The 14,866-nt window shown below is 64.3% G+C and carries 9 protein-coding genes and 2 pseudogenes; 5 read left to right on the forward strand and 6 right to left on the reverse strand.

The features are described 5' to 3' along the window. Positions 1-54 precede the first annotated feature (54 nt). Complete coding sequence (locus LN139_RS01730) at positions 55-705, forward strand: DUF6708 domain-containing protein (protein ID WP_236358245.1); 651 nt, start codon at positions 55-57, stop codon at positions 703-705. A gap of 715 nt (positions 706-1,420) precedes the next feature. Then, positions 1,421-1,720 (forward strand): hypothetical protein, encoded by a 300-nt coding sequence (locus LN139_RS01740; protein WP_442964366.1) that lies wholly within the window; start codon positions 1,421-1,423, stop codon positions 1,718-1,720. Positions 1,721-1,733: 13 nt separating this feature from the next. Here the strand turns inward: LN139_RS01740 and LN139_RS01745 are convergent. From LN139_RS01745 to LN139_RS01755, 5 genes and pseudogenes are all read right to left on the reverse strand, one after another. Then, positions 1,734-3,231, reverse strand: a pseudogene (locus LN139_RS01745) (MFS transporter). Positions 3,232-3,379: 148 nt separating this feature from the next. Further along, positions 3,380-3,481, reverse strand: coding sequence for a WGR domain-containing protein (locus LN139_RS25050; RefSeq protein WP_329610994.1), 102 nt, complete (start codon positions 3,479-3,481; stop codon positions 3,380-3,382). Next, complete coding sequence (locus tag LN139_RS25055) at positions 3,478-6,243, reverse strand: AAA domain-containing protein (protein WP_329610995.1); 2,766 nt, start codon at positions 6,241-6,243, stop codon at positions 3,478-3,480. The genes LN139_RS25050 and LN139_RS25055 overlap by 4 nt, the downstream gene beginning before the upstream one ends. Further along, positions 6,240-8,846 carry a DUF4011 domain-containing protein gene (locus LN139_RS25060; protein ID WP_329610996.1) on the reverse strand — a complete coding sequence of 869 codons (2,607 nt, stop codon included), beginning with the start codon at positions 8,844-8,846 and terminating at the stop codon, positions 6,240-6,242. Before LN139_RS25060 ends, LN139_RS25055 begins: the two co-directional genes overlap by 4 nt. After that, on the reverse strand, positions 8,843-9,712 hold the full coding sequence (locus LN139_RS01755) for a hydrolase (RefSeq protein ID WP_236358247.1): 870 nt from the start codon (positions 9,710-9,712) through the stop codon (positions 8,843-8,845). Before LN139_RS01755 ends, LN139_RS25060 begins: the two co-directional genes overlap by 4 nt. A gap of 504 nt (positions 9,713-10,216) precedes the next feature. Here LN139_RS01755 and LN139_RS01760 point away from each other — a divergent pair. Then, complete coding sequence (locus LN139_RS01760) at positions 10,217-11,590, forward strand: multicopper oxidase family protein (RefSeq protein ID WP_236358248.1); 1,374 nt, start codon at positions 10,217-10,219, stop codon at positions 11,588-11,590. On the opposite strand, the pseudogene LN139_RS01765 reads toward LN139_RS01760, so the two are convergent. Next, positions 11,591-12,510, reverse strand: a pseudogene (locus LN139_RS01765) (LysR family transcriptional regulator). A 105-nt stretch (positions 12,511-12,615) separates the two neighbouring features. On the opposite strand from LN139_RS01765, the gene LN139_RS01770 reads away from it, so the two are divergent. Beyond that, positions 12,616-13,680 (forward strand): SDR family oxidoreductase, encoded by a 1,065-nt coding sequence (locus tag LN139_RS01770; RefSeq protein WP_236358250.1) that lies wholly within the window; start codon positions 12,616-12,618, stop codon positions 13,678-13,680. Between the two features lie 48 nt (positions 13,681-13,728). Beyond that, positions 13,729-14,211 (forward strand): tRNA adenosine(34) deaminase TadA, encoded by a 483-nt coding sequence (tadA, locus tag LN139_RS01775; RefSeq protein ID WP_236358253.1) that lies wholly within the window; start codon positions 13,729-13,731, stop codon positions 14,209-14,211. Positions 14,212-14,866 lie beyond the last annotated feature (655 nt).

Consider the following 14,866-nt stretch of genomic DNA (forward strand, 5'->3'; position numbering starts at 1 on the left):
CGGCCTCAGTTGTCACCCCCTTGTCGAGGATGGGTGGAGGATCTCCCGTCTCCAATGTCGCACGTCTTTGCTTCGGAGTTGCACAATCGTTTTGATGTGAATGGTATTTCTGAAATATACCTCGAAGCAAGGAGGCCTTTCGCAATGTTTCGAGAGTTGATGGGACTGATTCCTGTAATGTTCTCCATTATGACAATTTATTGTGTCTGCTCGGTAGGCTTCTTTTTTAAAGATCCCGATATGGAGAGCGTATTGTTTTATATGCTGTCCTTAGCTATTTCGGTTTGGTGTACGGCCATAAGCTTCCGGTTCGTATTATCGACTCCCAGAGACAACCCTATCCGATTCAACCGAGTCAGGCAGAAAATATACGCCTACAACACAAACCCGAACTGGCTTCTACCCTGGCGAAAGTGCCCTGTCGATATCGCCATATACGACTGGTCACAGGTACGCGCTGAATACTTCTTCATTAACATGAAAAACTTTTCCGGAGAAGGCATCATGCTCTCGATCGTAAAACCCGGAACCAGCGACGTCATCGACCGCTTCCCCCTCCGGTTTGGTGCTCAGGACGCCAGCCTCTGGAACTACATCTGCACCTACATGCAACACGGCCCCTCCGCACTCCCACCCTTCACCACCCCCGAGACGCCAACGAAGTCGCCCCCTACAGCCTCTTCCACCGCCTGGCTCGAAAGGTGAAGTGGCCCCCGGAAATAGACCGAGAATCAACCTCAGCGTCTTGAAAGCTCGTACAGAACGTAGAGATTGGTAGTCATGATTTTGGTATGCCTACGGCCGGCGGCAGTATTTGCGTCGCCGTTCCAGATTCCTTGAGGCGTGGCCCTGCGGGGTGAGGTAGGCATAGTTAATGCCACCGGCCGTGTTGTCTGAAAGCGAGCGCACTTCACGAATGCCACCGGGCTGGCGCAGTACTCGACCGTTGGGTGTAAAGCCTTGGCGGCGCCCGGCGGTGTAACCCGTCCATTTTCATCGGGTATGAGCTGCAGCGAGCGAATATGCATCTATCGTAAGGGCGCGTATCCAGGACGCGATTTTCTACCCGTTGCCATGCTTGATTCGCAAGCCTGGAGCGCCCCGTCTGCTGGTGTGCTACCTTGTGAACAAAACCGGCCAAGCCGTTTGGGGTACTCGAACCATGAATCCCAACCTCGACATCTATGGTATATCCATAGTTGAAAGGCCGAAGATCAAAGCCACCAAGAAACTCGACCTGAGTGGTGATCTGGGCAAACAGATTGTTTACTCAGAAACCAAGTTGGTTCTTAGAACTCACAAGAAAACCTTTCAGAAGCTGGCTGATATGTAATGAAATTGATTTTTTTTTCATTTGAACGTGTCATCGAGATAAATATTCAAATCTTGACCACCGAACCCAGTATGAGGCGCACGGTGAATGTTCCAATTTTCCAAGGCGCGCTCGCCCGGATCGATAATGCGATCGCATATGAGGGCCTCGGTGATATTTTTTGAAATTGCTGCCAAGAACCCTGCCAGCATCGCTCGAGGCCATGCGCTGCCTGACGCTAACAAGCGAACCGGGCTTGCGGTTGGCTTGGAGTACCTCTCGCTCAACGACTATGAGATCACTCTGGATAATGATCTGTTGGCAGACGCCGTCAGAGACTTAGTTACAGGCCATATCAATGAGCATGACTTTGCTGACGTTCTCTATCCCCGCCCCATCACGCACTGAGGCATAACCGGCACTACACCCGTGCCCGTCCGAACATCACAAACACCACCACCGCCAACACCCCGATCAACCCGGCGGAGGTGCCCAGCAAAACCCCATGAGCATGGGAAAACGCAAGCTTCGCGGAGTCGACCAAAGCCTGCGCTTGCTCGCCGCTCAGCTCACCCGCCACCACATAGCTGTCGCCGATCGACCGCGCAGCGCGCTCGGCGAGTGCCGGCGGCAGCCCTCCCGGCAACGTCAGCGCCCGCCCGAACACGTTGGCCATGAACACCCCGAAAAAGGTGATGCCCAACCCTGTGCCCAGCTCATAGGCCGTGGCCTCCAGCGAACCCGCCGCACCGCCCTTGCTCGCGTCCACCGAGCCCATGATGACGATGGACGATGCCGTGAGCCCGATGCTCAAGGCCAGCCCCAGCACCGCCAGCGTCACGGCTACCCCCAGGCCTGCCTGATGCAGGTCTGCCATGGCGAACAAGGCGAGGGCCACCGCGGAAATTGCCAACGACAGGCTGGCCACCCAGCGCACGCCGAAGCAGTTGGACAGGTAGCCCGCGACCGGGCCGCCCACTGCCGCAGCGGCCATGATGGGCACCATGAAAAAACCTGCCTGCAATGGGGTTTTATCGAGCACGTACTGCAGCTCCATCGCCAGGGTCAGCTCCACACCCGCCAGCGCGCCGATGGCGACCATGGCCATGACGATGCCGGCCACCAGCGCCGGATGAGCGAACAGCGACAGGTCGAGCAGCGGGGTGGCTGAGCGCAATTGCAGCCGGGCGAATATCGCCAGCAACCCCAGCCCGGCCAGCAGGATCGGCAACGCGACCACCAGCGGCTGCGTCGCGCCAGCCGCCGCCTTGATGCCGTACACGCTGGCGACGATGCCAGCGATCAGCACCAGCGCCTGGCCGATGGCCCACTGGCCTGGGGTGCGGGCCTCGGTGCGCGGCAGCATCGAGAAAACGACCGGGATAACCAGCGCCATCACCGGCACGTTGATGAGAAACACCGCCCCCCACCAGGAAGTGCTCCAGCACCACGCCCCCCACCAGCGGCCCTACCGCCGCGCCGGCAGCGCCCACCGTGCCCCACAACCCCAGGGCCAGGGCACGCTCCCGCTCATCCTCGAAGGTACGGCGGATGATGCCGAGCACGCACGGCATGATCATCGCGCCACCCAAGGCCAGCAGCACCCTGGCGCCGACCAGCATCGCCGGTGTCGGGGCGAAGGCTGCCAGCAGCGAGGCCACACCGAACACGCTCAGGCCCACCAGCAGAATGTTGCGGTTACCCACACGGTCGGCCAGCGTGCCCATAGGCACCAGCAAGCCCGCCATCAGCAGCGGGTAGATGTCGATGATCCAGAGGATTTCGGTGCTCGACGCGCCGAGTGCCACGGTCAGCGAAGGCACGGCGATATGCAGGATGGTGGCGTCGATCACGATGGGCAGGAAGGCGAGCATCACGGCGACGAGGATCAACCATCGTCTGGGTACGGCAGAGGGCATGGCAGGTGTTCTCGGTGGTGGCAGGCAACGGTCAGGTTACAGGTGCAGGGCCTGTGGCCGTGCGCCGGTTTCGGCAACGAGGCGTGCTACGGCCAGTGAAGCTTTCGGCTGGGTGCAGCGGCGCCAGGCGCCGCCTCACGCGAGCCGCTCACGCGTTGTCGGGCTCCTGCTCATAGCCCTTGCGCAGCTTCTCCGCGACCAGCTTGTCGAACTCCCGCCGTGCGCGTTCCTCGCTCTCGAAGGTTTTCACGCTGCCTTGCCCCTGCGTGCCGATTCGCCGAACGACACGGTGAACCGAGTGCCCTCGAGGCGCGCGTGCCAGAACTTGCGCGACGCCCCTTGCTCGAAGCGCAAGCGCGTTACCCGTGCCTGTGTGGTGGCTGATTGTTCAGCGGGCTCTTCGGCTGGTACGTCTGGTTCAGCGGGCGCTGGCGGTTGAACAGGCTGGAAATGCTCGACCTCCACCTGTAAGGCAGGGTCCTCTCCGGTACTGAGCATTGCCTCGACACGGCCCAGAACGGCCTGCGGGTTGGCGATCCAGTCCTTGCCCGGAACATCCAGCACCTTCCAGCCGAAACTGCGCAGGATGCCGGGCCTGAAGGTGTAGCGCTCATGGGTGTCGTCGACCGTGGCGTGCGGAGCGTCCAGAAGAATTCCCAAGGCATAGCCTTCACCGCCGGGCGCAACGATAGCCAGGTCGCACCGCAAGGTGGAGCGGCCGACGTTGGTTTCCACCTGGTGACCACGCCCGCGCAGGGCCTCGGCCAGCGCATCACGGATGCTGTCGGCGCTGGCGGGTTGGGCGAACGCCTGGCGAGCGCCGACGTTGAGGCCGGCCAGCACGGCCTGGGCGCGTTCGAACTGGCCACTGGCGCTGGCCTGGGCGAATTGCAGGAAAGCCCGCAGCGCAGCAGCGCCGTCGTTGTGAACGTTGGTGATGGCCTCGGCCTGGATGGTCGAGACCACCGCCATCCGGTGCCGGGCGCGGCTGAAGATCACGTTCAGCCGTTTTTCGCCGCCGCGCTGGTTGATCGGGCCGAAGTTCATCAGCATCTTGCCGTCGGGCCCCTTGGCGTAGCAGATGCTCAGGATGATGACGTCGCGCTCGTCGCCCTGAACGTTTTCGAGGTTTTTGACGAACAGGCCATTGAACTGGTCGTCGTCCTCGCGCAGGTACTCGCGATCCAGGCGGGTGGCAAAGTCGGCGTCGTCCTGGGCGAGCGTTTCCAGCGCCGTTTCGATAGCCCCCTGTTGAGCCTCGGAGAACGCCACGATGCCGAGGCTCAATGGCGTTTCACGGCGCAGCAGCTCCCGCACCAGCTGCGCGATATAGCGGGCTTCGCCGATGTTGCGGCGCCCTTCGTAGACGCCATCGCTGATGGCATGGAAGCTCACCGGCTGGGCCAGCAGTTGGTCGGCACCCTCGATGCCGGCGTGTTCATCGTCGGCACTGCGAGCGGGCAATTGCTGTTGCCCCTGGTCGCGTGTGCGGTCGGGAATGGTCACCAGGCGGCCATCGTAGAACGCAGCGTTGGAGAAGCTGATCAAGGCTTCGTGGCGGCTGCGGTAGTGCCAGGCCAACAAGGTGGCAGGCAGGTTGCGCCCGGCCTGGTTGAGCAGGCTGTCGGCATCGAGGTTGATGGCGATGCGTTCGCCGTCTTCTTCCACCAGGATTTCGTCATCCTCGCTGCTGCCGCCTGCGGAGAAGAAGCTGGTCGGCGGCAGCTGCATCTCATCGCCGACCACCACCACCTGCCGAGCCCGGCTCAGGGCAGGCACGGCCTCTTCTGTCGGGATCTGGCTGGCTTCGTCGAAGATCACCACATCGAACAGGTCGCCTGCCAAAGGCAACGTGTCGGACACCGACAGCGGGCTCATCAGCCAGATCGGCTTGAGATCGTTGATCACCTGGCCCGTCTCGTCGTCTGCCAGGTCGCGAATCGAGCGGTGGCGCATGCTCTTGCTGAATTCGTGTTCCAGCTCGCGCCGGCCGGTGGCGTACTGCTTCTTGAAGGCCTTGCCGGCCTCATCGAGTTGCGCCGCGCTCAGGCCGCTGCGCTGCGCATGCTCGCTGAACCTGGCATTGACCGCCGCGCACACCACCTGAGCGTTGAGCGCCAGCAGCTGTTGCTGGGCCTTTGCCACCGCCTGGGCAGCCTGTGCCAGCGCTGCGCCGTTGAACCGCGCCAAGGCGGGCTGCTCGCGTTCCAGCCGGTGCAGTGCCTCGCGCGCCACCAAGGCTTCGAGTGCATCGGGTGGGCTGTTGAAGCGTTGTAGCAACGCCGCGCAAGCGGGGTCGATGGCATGCACCGAGCGCAGCAACGGCAGCAACTCGGGCAGTTCATCCAAGGCCTCGCGCAGGTCGCGCAGGCATTCTGCGATGTCGCCCAGTTCAGCCTCCAGCGGCAGAATCAGGTTGGCTGAAACCCGCTGGGCGAGTTTCTCCAATGCCGGGGCCGCATTGGCGTGGGCCTGGGCTGCCTGGAGTGGGTCCAGGCTCTGGCGCAGCAGCGCCACCAGCTGCTGCGGCCCGCGCCCTTCGGCCAGCCTGGCTTGAAGCGCGTCCAGGTCGCTGACGAAGCTGCCCAGGTGCTCGACGCCGAAACGCTCGTTGCCCTGGCGCGCAGCGCTCGCCAGGCGCTCCACGCAAGCGTGTTCGGCGGCCAATTGCTCCAGCACCTTGCGAAAGCCTGGATGCACTGCGTGCTTGCTGAAGTCATAGCGGCGGTTGAGCTCGCCTCGCAAGCGCCACCAGGCCGGGCTGAACCAACGCAAGGCGCTGTTCTCGAAGCGTTGCAACTGGTTGAGGGCCGACTCGGTGTCCAGGCTGCTCAGCTTGTTGCCCCAGTGCGCGGTGGCCGCCTGTGCATCGGCCAGCGCCAGGGTGCATCGCTCCAGTTCCGCACGGGCCTGGCGCAGCTCCACCTGCGCGGCGGAGTCGCTATCGAGCAGGTCCAGGTGTTGCACCAGGCGGGTGTCGAGCAGTTGCCGTGCATCCTTGGCGATGCTCACCGCCTGCTCGAGGGGGTGTGCGCGGCGATCAGCGACGTGCTGCTTTCGAGCAGTGCATCGAGTTGCTGGAACAGCGCATCGCCGTCCTCGCACAGTTGTTCGCACCGCGCGTAGGCACGTTCATCGTTGACCAGCTCGCCAGCCAGCTGTGCGAAGGCATGGCCGCCGAGGCCATCGATTGCAAAACGCTCTTGCAGCATGCGGTGCAGGCGCTGGGCCAGTTCGCGATGCTGGCTCCAGCGGCTGAGTGTGGGCAGCGCCTCGCGCACGGCGGGTGTTGCATCAGGTGCATCGGGCAGCTCCGCAAGCCGCCGCAGCAGCGCGCGAACCGTTTGCCCGAGGCTTTCCGGTGCCTGCTGCAGCGCCTGTTCGAAGGCCTCGATCCGCCCGCCTGCGGCCTCCAGTTGCGTGACCAGCGCATCGCGTTGCTGGCGCAGGGCGGCATCCAGGGCAGGGCTGGCCAATCCTTGTTCATAGCAGCCCTTGAGGTCGGCGATGAACGCCTTCTTGTCGTCCTGGGCGTCGTGGATCAGGCAGCACAGCGGCTCCAGCCCGCTCTGCTTGAGGCGATGAAACACCACGTCGAGGGCCGCGCGTTTTTCGCACACGAACAACACCCGTTGCCCGCGCCCGGCGTAATCGGCGATGAGGTTGGTGATGGTCTGGGATTTGCCGGTGCCCGGTGGGCCCTGAATGATGAAGCTGCGCTCGCTGCGCGCCAGGCTCACCGCCGTGTTCTGGGTGGCGTCCGCGTTTACCACGTTCCACTGTTGTGCATAGGGCAGCGGGGCAGGGCGGCTGTCGTCGAGGGGCCGCGGCTCGATGGAGAACACCCGGTCGAAGGCCGGGTTGTCGTCAGGGCTTTCCAGCAGCTGGTTGTAGTCGCGCACCAGCGACATTTTCTTGTAGTTGAAGTTGGCCAGCGTGACCTGTGTAAGGTCCAGGTCCCAGGCGTAGCGATGGCCGTCCGACTCCTCCAGCACGTAGCCTTCGCGGTCCTGCTCCGGCTCCGGCGGCAGCATGAACGGCTGGCGAACCCGGGCCTGCGGTTTGGCCCCTGCTTCGAAGCGCTGCGGCAGCGGGCTGGGCCGCACCCAGTGGTCGAACATCGAAAGGCCCAGCGGCCGATAGTCGTCGCGGGCGTAGCTGTAAGGCGGCAGCCAGTGCTTGCCGGTGCTGCGTTGAGCCGTGCCGGCCTTGCGCCGTTGATACTGCTGCAAGCGCGCGACGGCCTTTTGCCTCACCTTGCTCACCGAGGCTTTCTCGATCAGCCGCAGCTCCACCGACGGTTCGGACTGGCGGATCTGCGCCAGCAGGTCAGCGTGGATCTGCTGCACGCTGACCTCGTTGAGGTCGCAGGTTTCCGGCAACGTGATGCCGTACAGCTGGCTGAGTTGATGGCGCAGCACCGGGTTGAACTCGGCCGGCTCGCCGGTATTGCGCAACACGTACTGGTCACGCACGCCCTTGCGCTTGACCAGCTCCACCGGCAGCCACAGCAGCGGCGTGAGAATACGCTCCTCGGGGTTTTCCTTGAGGTTGTGCCAACGCAGGAATGCGACCACCAGGCGCAGTGTGCTGAAGCCGTACTCGGCGCGGTCGCGGCGGGTCTCGGCGATGAGTTTGTCGAAGGCCGCCGGCAGATACGGCTGGTCATCGAAACGCAGCCATTGCTGCAGCGCGATCGGGCGTTCGGCGATCAGGTCAGTGGCGAACGGCCCGCCCCAGGTGCAGATGTCCTCGGCCCGCACTCGTTCGAGCTGGAGCATCAACGGCACGCTGGCGACGGTGAGGTTGATGGTCGAGGCGCTCGGGCGGAAATGCAGCAGGCGGTTACGCCGCGACAGGTCGAACAGGCGGTCGCGCAGATGGCTTAGCACGGCTGTGCGGCGCGACGTGAGGTTGCTGCTGCCGCTGAGCGCGCGGTCGATGTCGATGCCGGCGGGCTGGTCACGCCAGGTGCGCAAGCGGGTCGCCAGCGCTGCGACGTCGGTGGCACGTTCGTGGCGATTCACCTGAGTCATTTCGGTGATCACCGCGGCCACGATCGGATGCAGCCGTTGCGCCAGGCCGAACAGGTTGCGGCGCTGGGCGACGAAGGCACGCAGGTCCTGCTCGTCGGTGAAGTCCAGGCCGCACGCCAGGCTGGCCAGCGCCATCCCCAGGCTGTAGACGTCGGTTATTTCGTCATGGTGGCCGACGCTGTGCTCCCAACTGCGAGGCCCGGGCAGGTAGACCGGCCGGGTCACGGGCGCGTCGATGTCGGTTTGCAGAGCTAGGTCGGTGACCTCCTGCAAGCCGCCCAGGCTCGCGTCGCGCTGCAAGGTGCCGATGATGTTCAGCCCCGACAGCGGCGCCGGTTGCACCCGGTTGATCGCGCCGATATCCATCTGCGCAGGCTGCCCGGCGGGTGCTGCCAGGTGCAGGGCCTGGTCGCCGGCCAGCAACACACTGGCAGGCGCCAGGTCGGCGACCTTGCCCTGCTCGTGCAGTGCGGCGACCTCTTCGAACAGTGGCAGCATCAGCACGATGATGTCGTCGGTGGAGAGGGCTGCACCGGCTTGCGCGTCGATGACATCCTGCAGTGTCTGGCTGGCAGTCATGGCCGTGCCTCCTTGGCAAGTTCGCGCTTGAAGCGGTCGAGGTCTCGCTTGTTGAAATTAGCGTCACGGCGCAGGTTGGCCAACAGTGCCGGCAGGCAGCCGAGGCGTTCGGCCACAGCACCTGCCCGTAGCAAGGCAGCGTCCTGCTGGTCCGGGTCGGCCAGAGCGAGGTCGACCATCAGCGCGTTGAAGTAGCCCAGCACGCTTTTGTCGACGGCGGCGTCGAGCAACGCCTGCGGCTCCAGCGGTGTTTCATCGTTGGCCCAGTCGCTGAAGAGCAGCCGGACCTGCGCCAGCACGCTGTCGCTGCCAAGGCCGCTGCCTTGCAGGTACCAGGCGATGAACTGGCGCGTCAGGGCCTGAAGGTGAACCTGTTCCGGCAGGTCCAGCCGGTTCAGCGTCAAGGGGCCCTTGAGGCGCGCGTCGAGCCAGGCGTCCAGCTGCTCGTCGCCTGCCCACCACAAGGCCAGCGCCCGGGCGCGAACGAAGGTTTCCGGGTGGCTGGCCTCGGCGCTGGCGGCCGTCTCGCGGGCTTCGATTTCCTCGGCCTGGCGCAGATAGGCCTGCGCGTCGACGCTGGTCATGCCGGTGTGCATCTTGACCAGCGTGGTGATCGCAGGCGCAGTGCCGCCGGCCGCGATGGCGGCGCCCCGGTCGGCGAACAATTCGGTGTGCAGGCGATAACGGCGATAGCTCTCGCGATGGCTGTCACGCCCCTGGCCGCTATCGCTGGCGTGGGCCAGGATGCGCTCGGCGGCAAGATAGCAACGCTGCTGCTGTTGCCACAGTAGGTAGTGGGCCAGCTCGTGGCCGAATACGGCGAGCAGCTCGGCCTCGGACAGCCGCTCCAGCACCGGGCCTTGCAAGAGGATGTGAGCCTCGGAGGGGTGTAGATCAGCGACGCGTTCATGGCATCGCCCGGCGCCTGGTAAAGCGTTACCGGCAGATGTGGGATGCCCAGGCGCTCCTGGGCCAGTGCAAGGCTTGCATGCACCGCCTCGTGGGCGCCGGCGTCGATCCGGTAAGTGTCGCGCAGCAGTGAATCACGCAGTGCCTGTAACTGGGTTTCGTCCTGCTCGCGCGCCTGAGCCCAGGCCCAGACATCCGCTTCGTGCTCACGCAAGTAGTTCACGATGTTGCTGTGGTAATTCAGAGGGGCGAGGTCGCGATGATCGAGAGCGGGGCAGTCCATACCGGGCGTTCCATGTCGGGGGGCCGGATTTTAACCCTGCCACGCTCCGCTGCAAACGCGTTTGGTGCGGTGCCGATGAAACGTGGGCCGAGCAGATGTTGTTACTTGATATGTAGGGCTGTTAATCATTCGCACTGCAATGGATATGCTTCCCGGTTTTCAGCGAGCAGGTTCGCCTATGCCCATTCACCGTCGCCATCTGATCCTGGCCGGAGCCGGCCTCGCCGCTGCCGGTGGCCTGGGCGTGCTGGGGCGCAGGCTTTTGCTAGGAGGCACGCCGCCTCCCGGGTTCGACCACGAACTCATCGCACAGCCGGTCGCCCTCGAATTGGTCCCCGGCCAGCACACCCCCGCCTGGGCCTACGGGGCCACCGCACCGGGCACCGAACTGCGCGTGCGCCAGGGCGACTGGCTGCGGGTGCGCTTCCACAATCGTCTGCCGGTGCCCAGCACCGTGCATTGGCACGGCATTCGCCTGCCGTTGGAAATGGACGGCGTGCCCTATGTGTCGCAGATGCCCGTGCTGCCAGGTGAGTACTTCGACTACCGCTTTCGCGTGCCCGATGCCGGCAGCTATTGGTACCACCCACATCAGAGCAGCGCCGAGCAATTGGGCCGGGGGTTGGTGGCGCCGTTGATCGTCGAGGAACGCGAGCCCACCGGGTTCGTGCACGAACGCACCGTGAGCCTTAAGAACTGGCACGTCGACGAGCAGGGTGCGTTCCTGCCGTTCAGTGTGCCGCGTGAGGCGGCGCGCAACGGCACGCTCGGGCGGTTATCGAGCGTCAATGGGGTGCCGTTGGGCGTGGTGGAAGTGCCGGCGGGGGAGGTGACCCGCGTGCGCCTGCTCAACCTGGACAACACCGCCACCTACCGCATCAACCTCAAGGGGGACGCCGAGGCGCGCATCTACGCCATCGATGGCAACCCCATCGAGCCGGTGCCGTTGCAGGAGGACTACTGGCTCGGCCCCGGCATGCGCATCTGCCTGGCGTTGCGCCCCAGCGCCGAAGGCAGTGAAATCGCCCTGCGCGACGGGCCGATGCGCCTGGGCACTTTCAACGTGACGGCCGCCACCGGGCAAGGCCAGCCCTGGCCGCCTCGGTTGCCGCCCAATCCGCTGCCCGAGCCGGACCTGGCCAATGCCGAAACACTGCCGTTCAACTTCGAGTGGGCGGCCAAGCCGTCATCGAGCGCTGCCCAGGCCAGCGCGCCGAGCCTGTGGCAGGTCAACGGTGTGGCCTGGGACATCGACGACAAGACCTGCGCCGACCGGCCCATAGCACGCCTGCGCCTTGGCCGCAGCTATGTTTTCGAGCTGCGCAACCTCACCCAGTACCAGCACCCCATCCACCTGCACGGCATGAGCTTCAAGATGCTTGCCTCGAACAAGCGCAAGGTCACCCCGTATTTCACCGACACTTTCCTGCTGGGCCGCAACGAACGCGCGCGGGTGGCGCTAGTGGCCGATAACCCCGGCACCTGGATGTTCCACTGCCACGTGATCGACCACATGGAAACCGGGCTGATGGCGGCCATCGAAGTGGCCTGATCAACCGCCGCCGTGCACCTTCAAGTGCTTGCCCAGGTGTTCGAGCAACACTTGCACCTTGGGCAGGTGTTCACGGCGCTTGAGCCAGGCCAGGTTGATCGGCAGCCCGTCGACCGCCATGCCTGGCAACACCAGGCGCAAGGTGCCTGCCGCCAGGTGCGGGTCGATCAGCCACAGGGGCAGTTGCGCAATGCCGTGCCCGGCCAGGGCGGCCGCGACCTGCGCTTCGCCGTCGCCCAGGGTGAGGCTGGCGCGCATCGCACGGCGTTCCACGTCACCCGCCTGTTCACCCGAAACAGCCACGGGCTGGTGTGGCCATCGGCCTGGCGGAAGCAGATGCAGCGGTGTTGGGTGAGGTCGGCCGCATGATCGGGCGAGCCGTGCGCGTCCAGGTAGCTCGGCGAGGCGCAGAACACCTGGCGTTGTGCGCCAAGGTAAAGGTGCCCGACCGCCGCAGGCCACGCATCAGGCCCGCCCACGCGCACCAGCAGGTCTACCTCCTCGTGCACCGGGTCGATGAAACGGTCCGAGAATGAAATGTCCACCTGCAGCGCCGGGTAGCGCGCCGCCACATCCAGAATCAGCGGCACCACGTGCAGCCGGCCGAACGAGGCAGGCAGGTCGATGCGCACACGGCCGGCAGGGGCCTGCGCCTCCTGGCGCATGTTCACCTCGGCCTGTTCCAGCTCCCCCAGCACAGTGAGGCAGGTGTGGTAGAAGGCCGTGCCTTGGTCGGTGAGCGCCAGGCGCCGCGTGGTGCGCCGCAGCAATTGCACGCCAAGGCGCTGTTCCAGGCGGGTGACGCCTTTGCTGACCGCCGAAGGGCTGAGGTTCAGCCGCTCGGCGGCTGCGGCGAAGCTGCCGGCTTGGGCGACCTGAACGAAAACGTCGATGCCCTTGAGGCGTTCGGATGCATTCATAACGGTATTGGTGAAGCCTGTTCACGAGTGTGCTGCATTTATAGCCGAGATACGCACAGGTTTCTGCAATAGGCTGATGCACTACTTCACCGTTGGAGAGATTTCATGCGCAAGGGCACTGCCTTGATCGTCGGCGTGACCGGCATTTCCGGCCACAACCTGGCCAATACACTGGTAGCGCGCGGCTGGTCGGTCTACGGCCTGGCGCGCAACCCGGTGCCGCAGGAGGGTGTGATACCGGTCAAGGCCGACCTGCTCGACTCCCAGAGCACCGGGCAAGCGCTGGCCGGCCTGCCGATCACCCACGTGTTCTTCTGCACCTGGACCCGCCGTGACAGCGAAGCGGAGAACGTCAAAGCCAACGGCGCAATGATGGAAAACCTCTGCCAAGGCCTGGCCCAGGCGCCGTTGCAGCACATGGCGCTGGTCACCGGCACCAAGCATTACCTGGGTTCGTTCGAAGAGTACGGCACCGGCCGCGCCGAAACCCCGTTCCGCGAAAGCGAACCACGCCTGCCGGCTGCCAACTTCTATTACACCCTTGAAGACATCCTCTTCGCTGCTGCCGAAAAGCATGGCTTCGGCTGGAGCGTGCATCGCTCGCACTCGATGATCGGCCAGGCCAAAGGCACCAATGCCATGAACATGGGTTTGACCCTCGCCGTCTACGCTTCGCTGTGCAAGGCCACCGGCGCGCCGTTCATCTTCCCTGGTTCGCGCACCCAGTGGGACGGGCTTACCGATGTCACCGATGCCGGCCTGCTCGCCGAGCAGATGGAATGGGCCGCGCTTGCGCCTTCAGCGCGTAACCAGGCGTTCAATACGGTCAATGGCGATGTGTTCCGCTGGCGCTGGCTGTGGGGTGAGATCGCAGCGTTTTTCGAGCTGGAAGCCGCGCCTTACCCTGAGCAGCCCATGCCGCTGGAGCCTCGCCTCAAAACCCAGGCGCCTGCGCAATGGAAAGCCCTGGCCGAACAGCACGGCCTGGTGCAGCCCGACGTAGACAAGCTCGCCTCCTGGTGGCACTCCGATGCGGACCTGAGCCGCGAGATCGAATGCCTGAACGACATGACCAAAAGCCGCGACCTGGGCTTCATGGGCTACCGCGACACCCGCGCCAGCTTCCTCGACCTGTTCACCAGCCTGCGTGCGCAACGGGTGATTCCCTGAGCGATCAGGGTGGCGGATAATCGCGGCCTCCGAAATTGAGGTAGTGACATGCGCCGCCCTTTGATCATCGACCGCTCCCGCGATGCCGACTTCATGCAGCTAGCCCTGGAACTGGCCCGCCAGGGTGCGGCGCTGGGCGAGGTGCCGGTGGGGGCGGTGCTGGTACGTGACGGGGAAGTGCTGGGCCAGGGTTTCAATTGCCCGATCAGCCAGAGCGACCCCAGCGCGCACGCCGAGATGGTCGCTATTCGCGATGCCGCCCGAGCTGTGGGTAACTATCGGCTGCCGGGCACCACGCTGTACGTGACGCTGGAACCGTGCAGCATGTGCGCCGGGTTGATCGTGCATTCACGCATCGCGCGGGTGGTGTACGGCGCCAATGAGCCCAAGGCGGGCGTTGCGCACAGCCAGGGGCGGTTTTTCGACCAGATGTTCCTTAACCATCGGCCGGCGCTCGAAGGTGGAGTGATGGCCGAGCAGTGCGGGCAAGTGCTCAGCGAGTTCTTCAAAGGCAGGCGCAGCGGCGCGTAAAGCTGCCACGCCCTCGGCCCTCAGAGCACCCGTTGCAGGCCCCGCAGCCGCAGCGCTGCCAACAGGTCATCCATGCCGTTGAACTGTCGTCCACTGATCTGCGGCCATTGTTCGCGTTGCAGGCTGTACAGCCGGCCGCTGCGCTGCACCTGGGTGTAGACCAGCTCACCGGTGCGGCTGCGGTGAACGAGCTGCAATTGCTCGCCATTCTGAAGCAGCAGGAATTGCCCCGGCTGTGTGAGCTTCAGTTCAACTGACAACGAAGGCACGCTTGAGCCAGGCAGGTCGCTGGAGGTCGCGCGAAAACGCAGGTCGCTCTTGAGCATCAAAGCGGGATTGTCGCCACGTTCAATCACTGCACCAGGGTCTTTCTCGAAGCCTGTCGGTGTGCCAGGCGGAACGTCTTCAGCTCGGATGCTCGGCACCCCTTCAAGGTCCGCGACGCCGGGCACCCCCAGATAGCTGTCGGTGTGCGAGTTACCCATCAGGGCAATCCATTTGCCGGCCCCGGGCTCGCTGGTAATCACCCGGTGCGCGTAGTAGTTCATCAACTGCTGGCGCGTCGTCTGGTCAGTGCCAAATGGGCTGGTTTCGACTCGGTAGCTGGCCACACAATCCAACGCCCTGACGCGTATGCCGCTTTTTTGCGCTGCCT

Source organism: Pseudomonas sp. KNUC1026, from assembly GCF_021650705.1.
Classification (GTDB): Bacteria; Pseudomonadota; Gammaproteobacteria; order Pseudomonadales; family Pseudomonadaceae; genus Aquipseudomonas.

What these genes read in the sequence shown, in the direction of transcription:
- LN139_RS01760 (WP_236358248.1), top strand. Translation starts at nt 10,217, where the DNA reads ATGCCCATTCACCGTCGCCATCTGATCCTGGCCGGAGCCGGCCTCGCC.
- LN139_RS01740 (WP_442964366.1), top strand. Translation starts at nt 1,421, where the DNA reads ATGTTCCAATTTTCCAAGGCGCGCTCGCCCGGATCGATAATGCGATCG.
- LN139_RS01730 (WP_236358245.1), top strand. Translation starts at nt 55, where the DNA reads ATGTCGCACGTCTTTGCTTCGGAGTTGCACAATCGTTTTGATGTGAAT.
- LN139_RS01770 (WP_236358250.1), top strand. Translation starts at nt 12,616, where the DNA reads ATGCGCAAGGGCACTGCCTTGATCGTCGGCGTGACCGGCATTTCCGGC.
- tadA (WP_236358253.1), top strand. Translation starts at nt 13,729, where the DNA reads ATGCGCCGCCCTTTGATCATCGACCGCTCCCGCGATGCCGACTTCATG.
- LN139_RS25060 (WP_329610996.1), bottom strand. Translation starts at nt 8,846, where the DNA reads ATGACTGCCAGCCAGACACTGCAGGATGTCATCGACGCGCAAGCCGGT.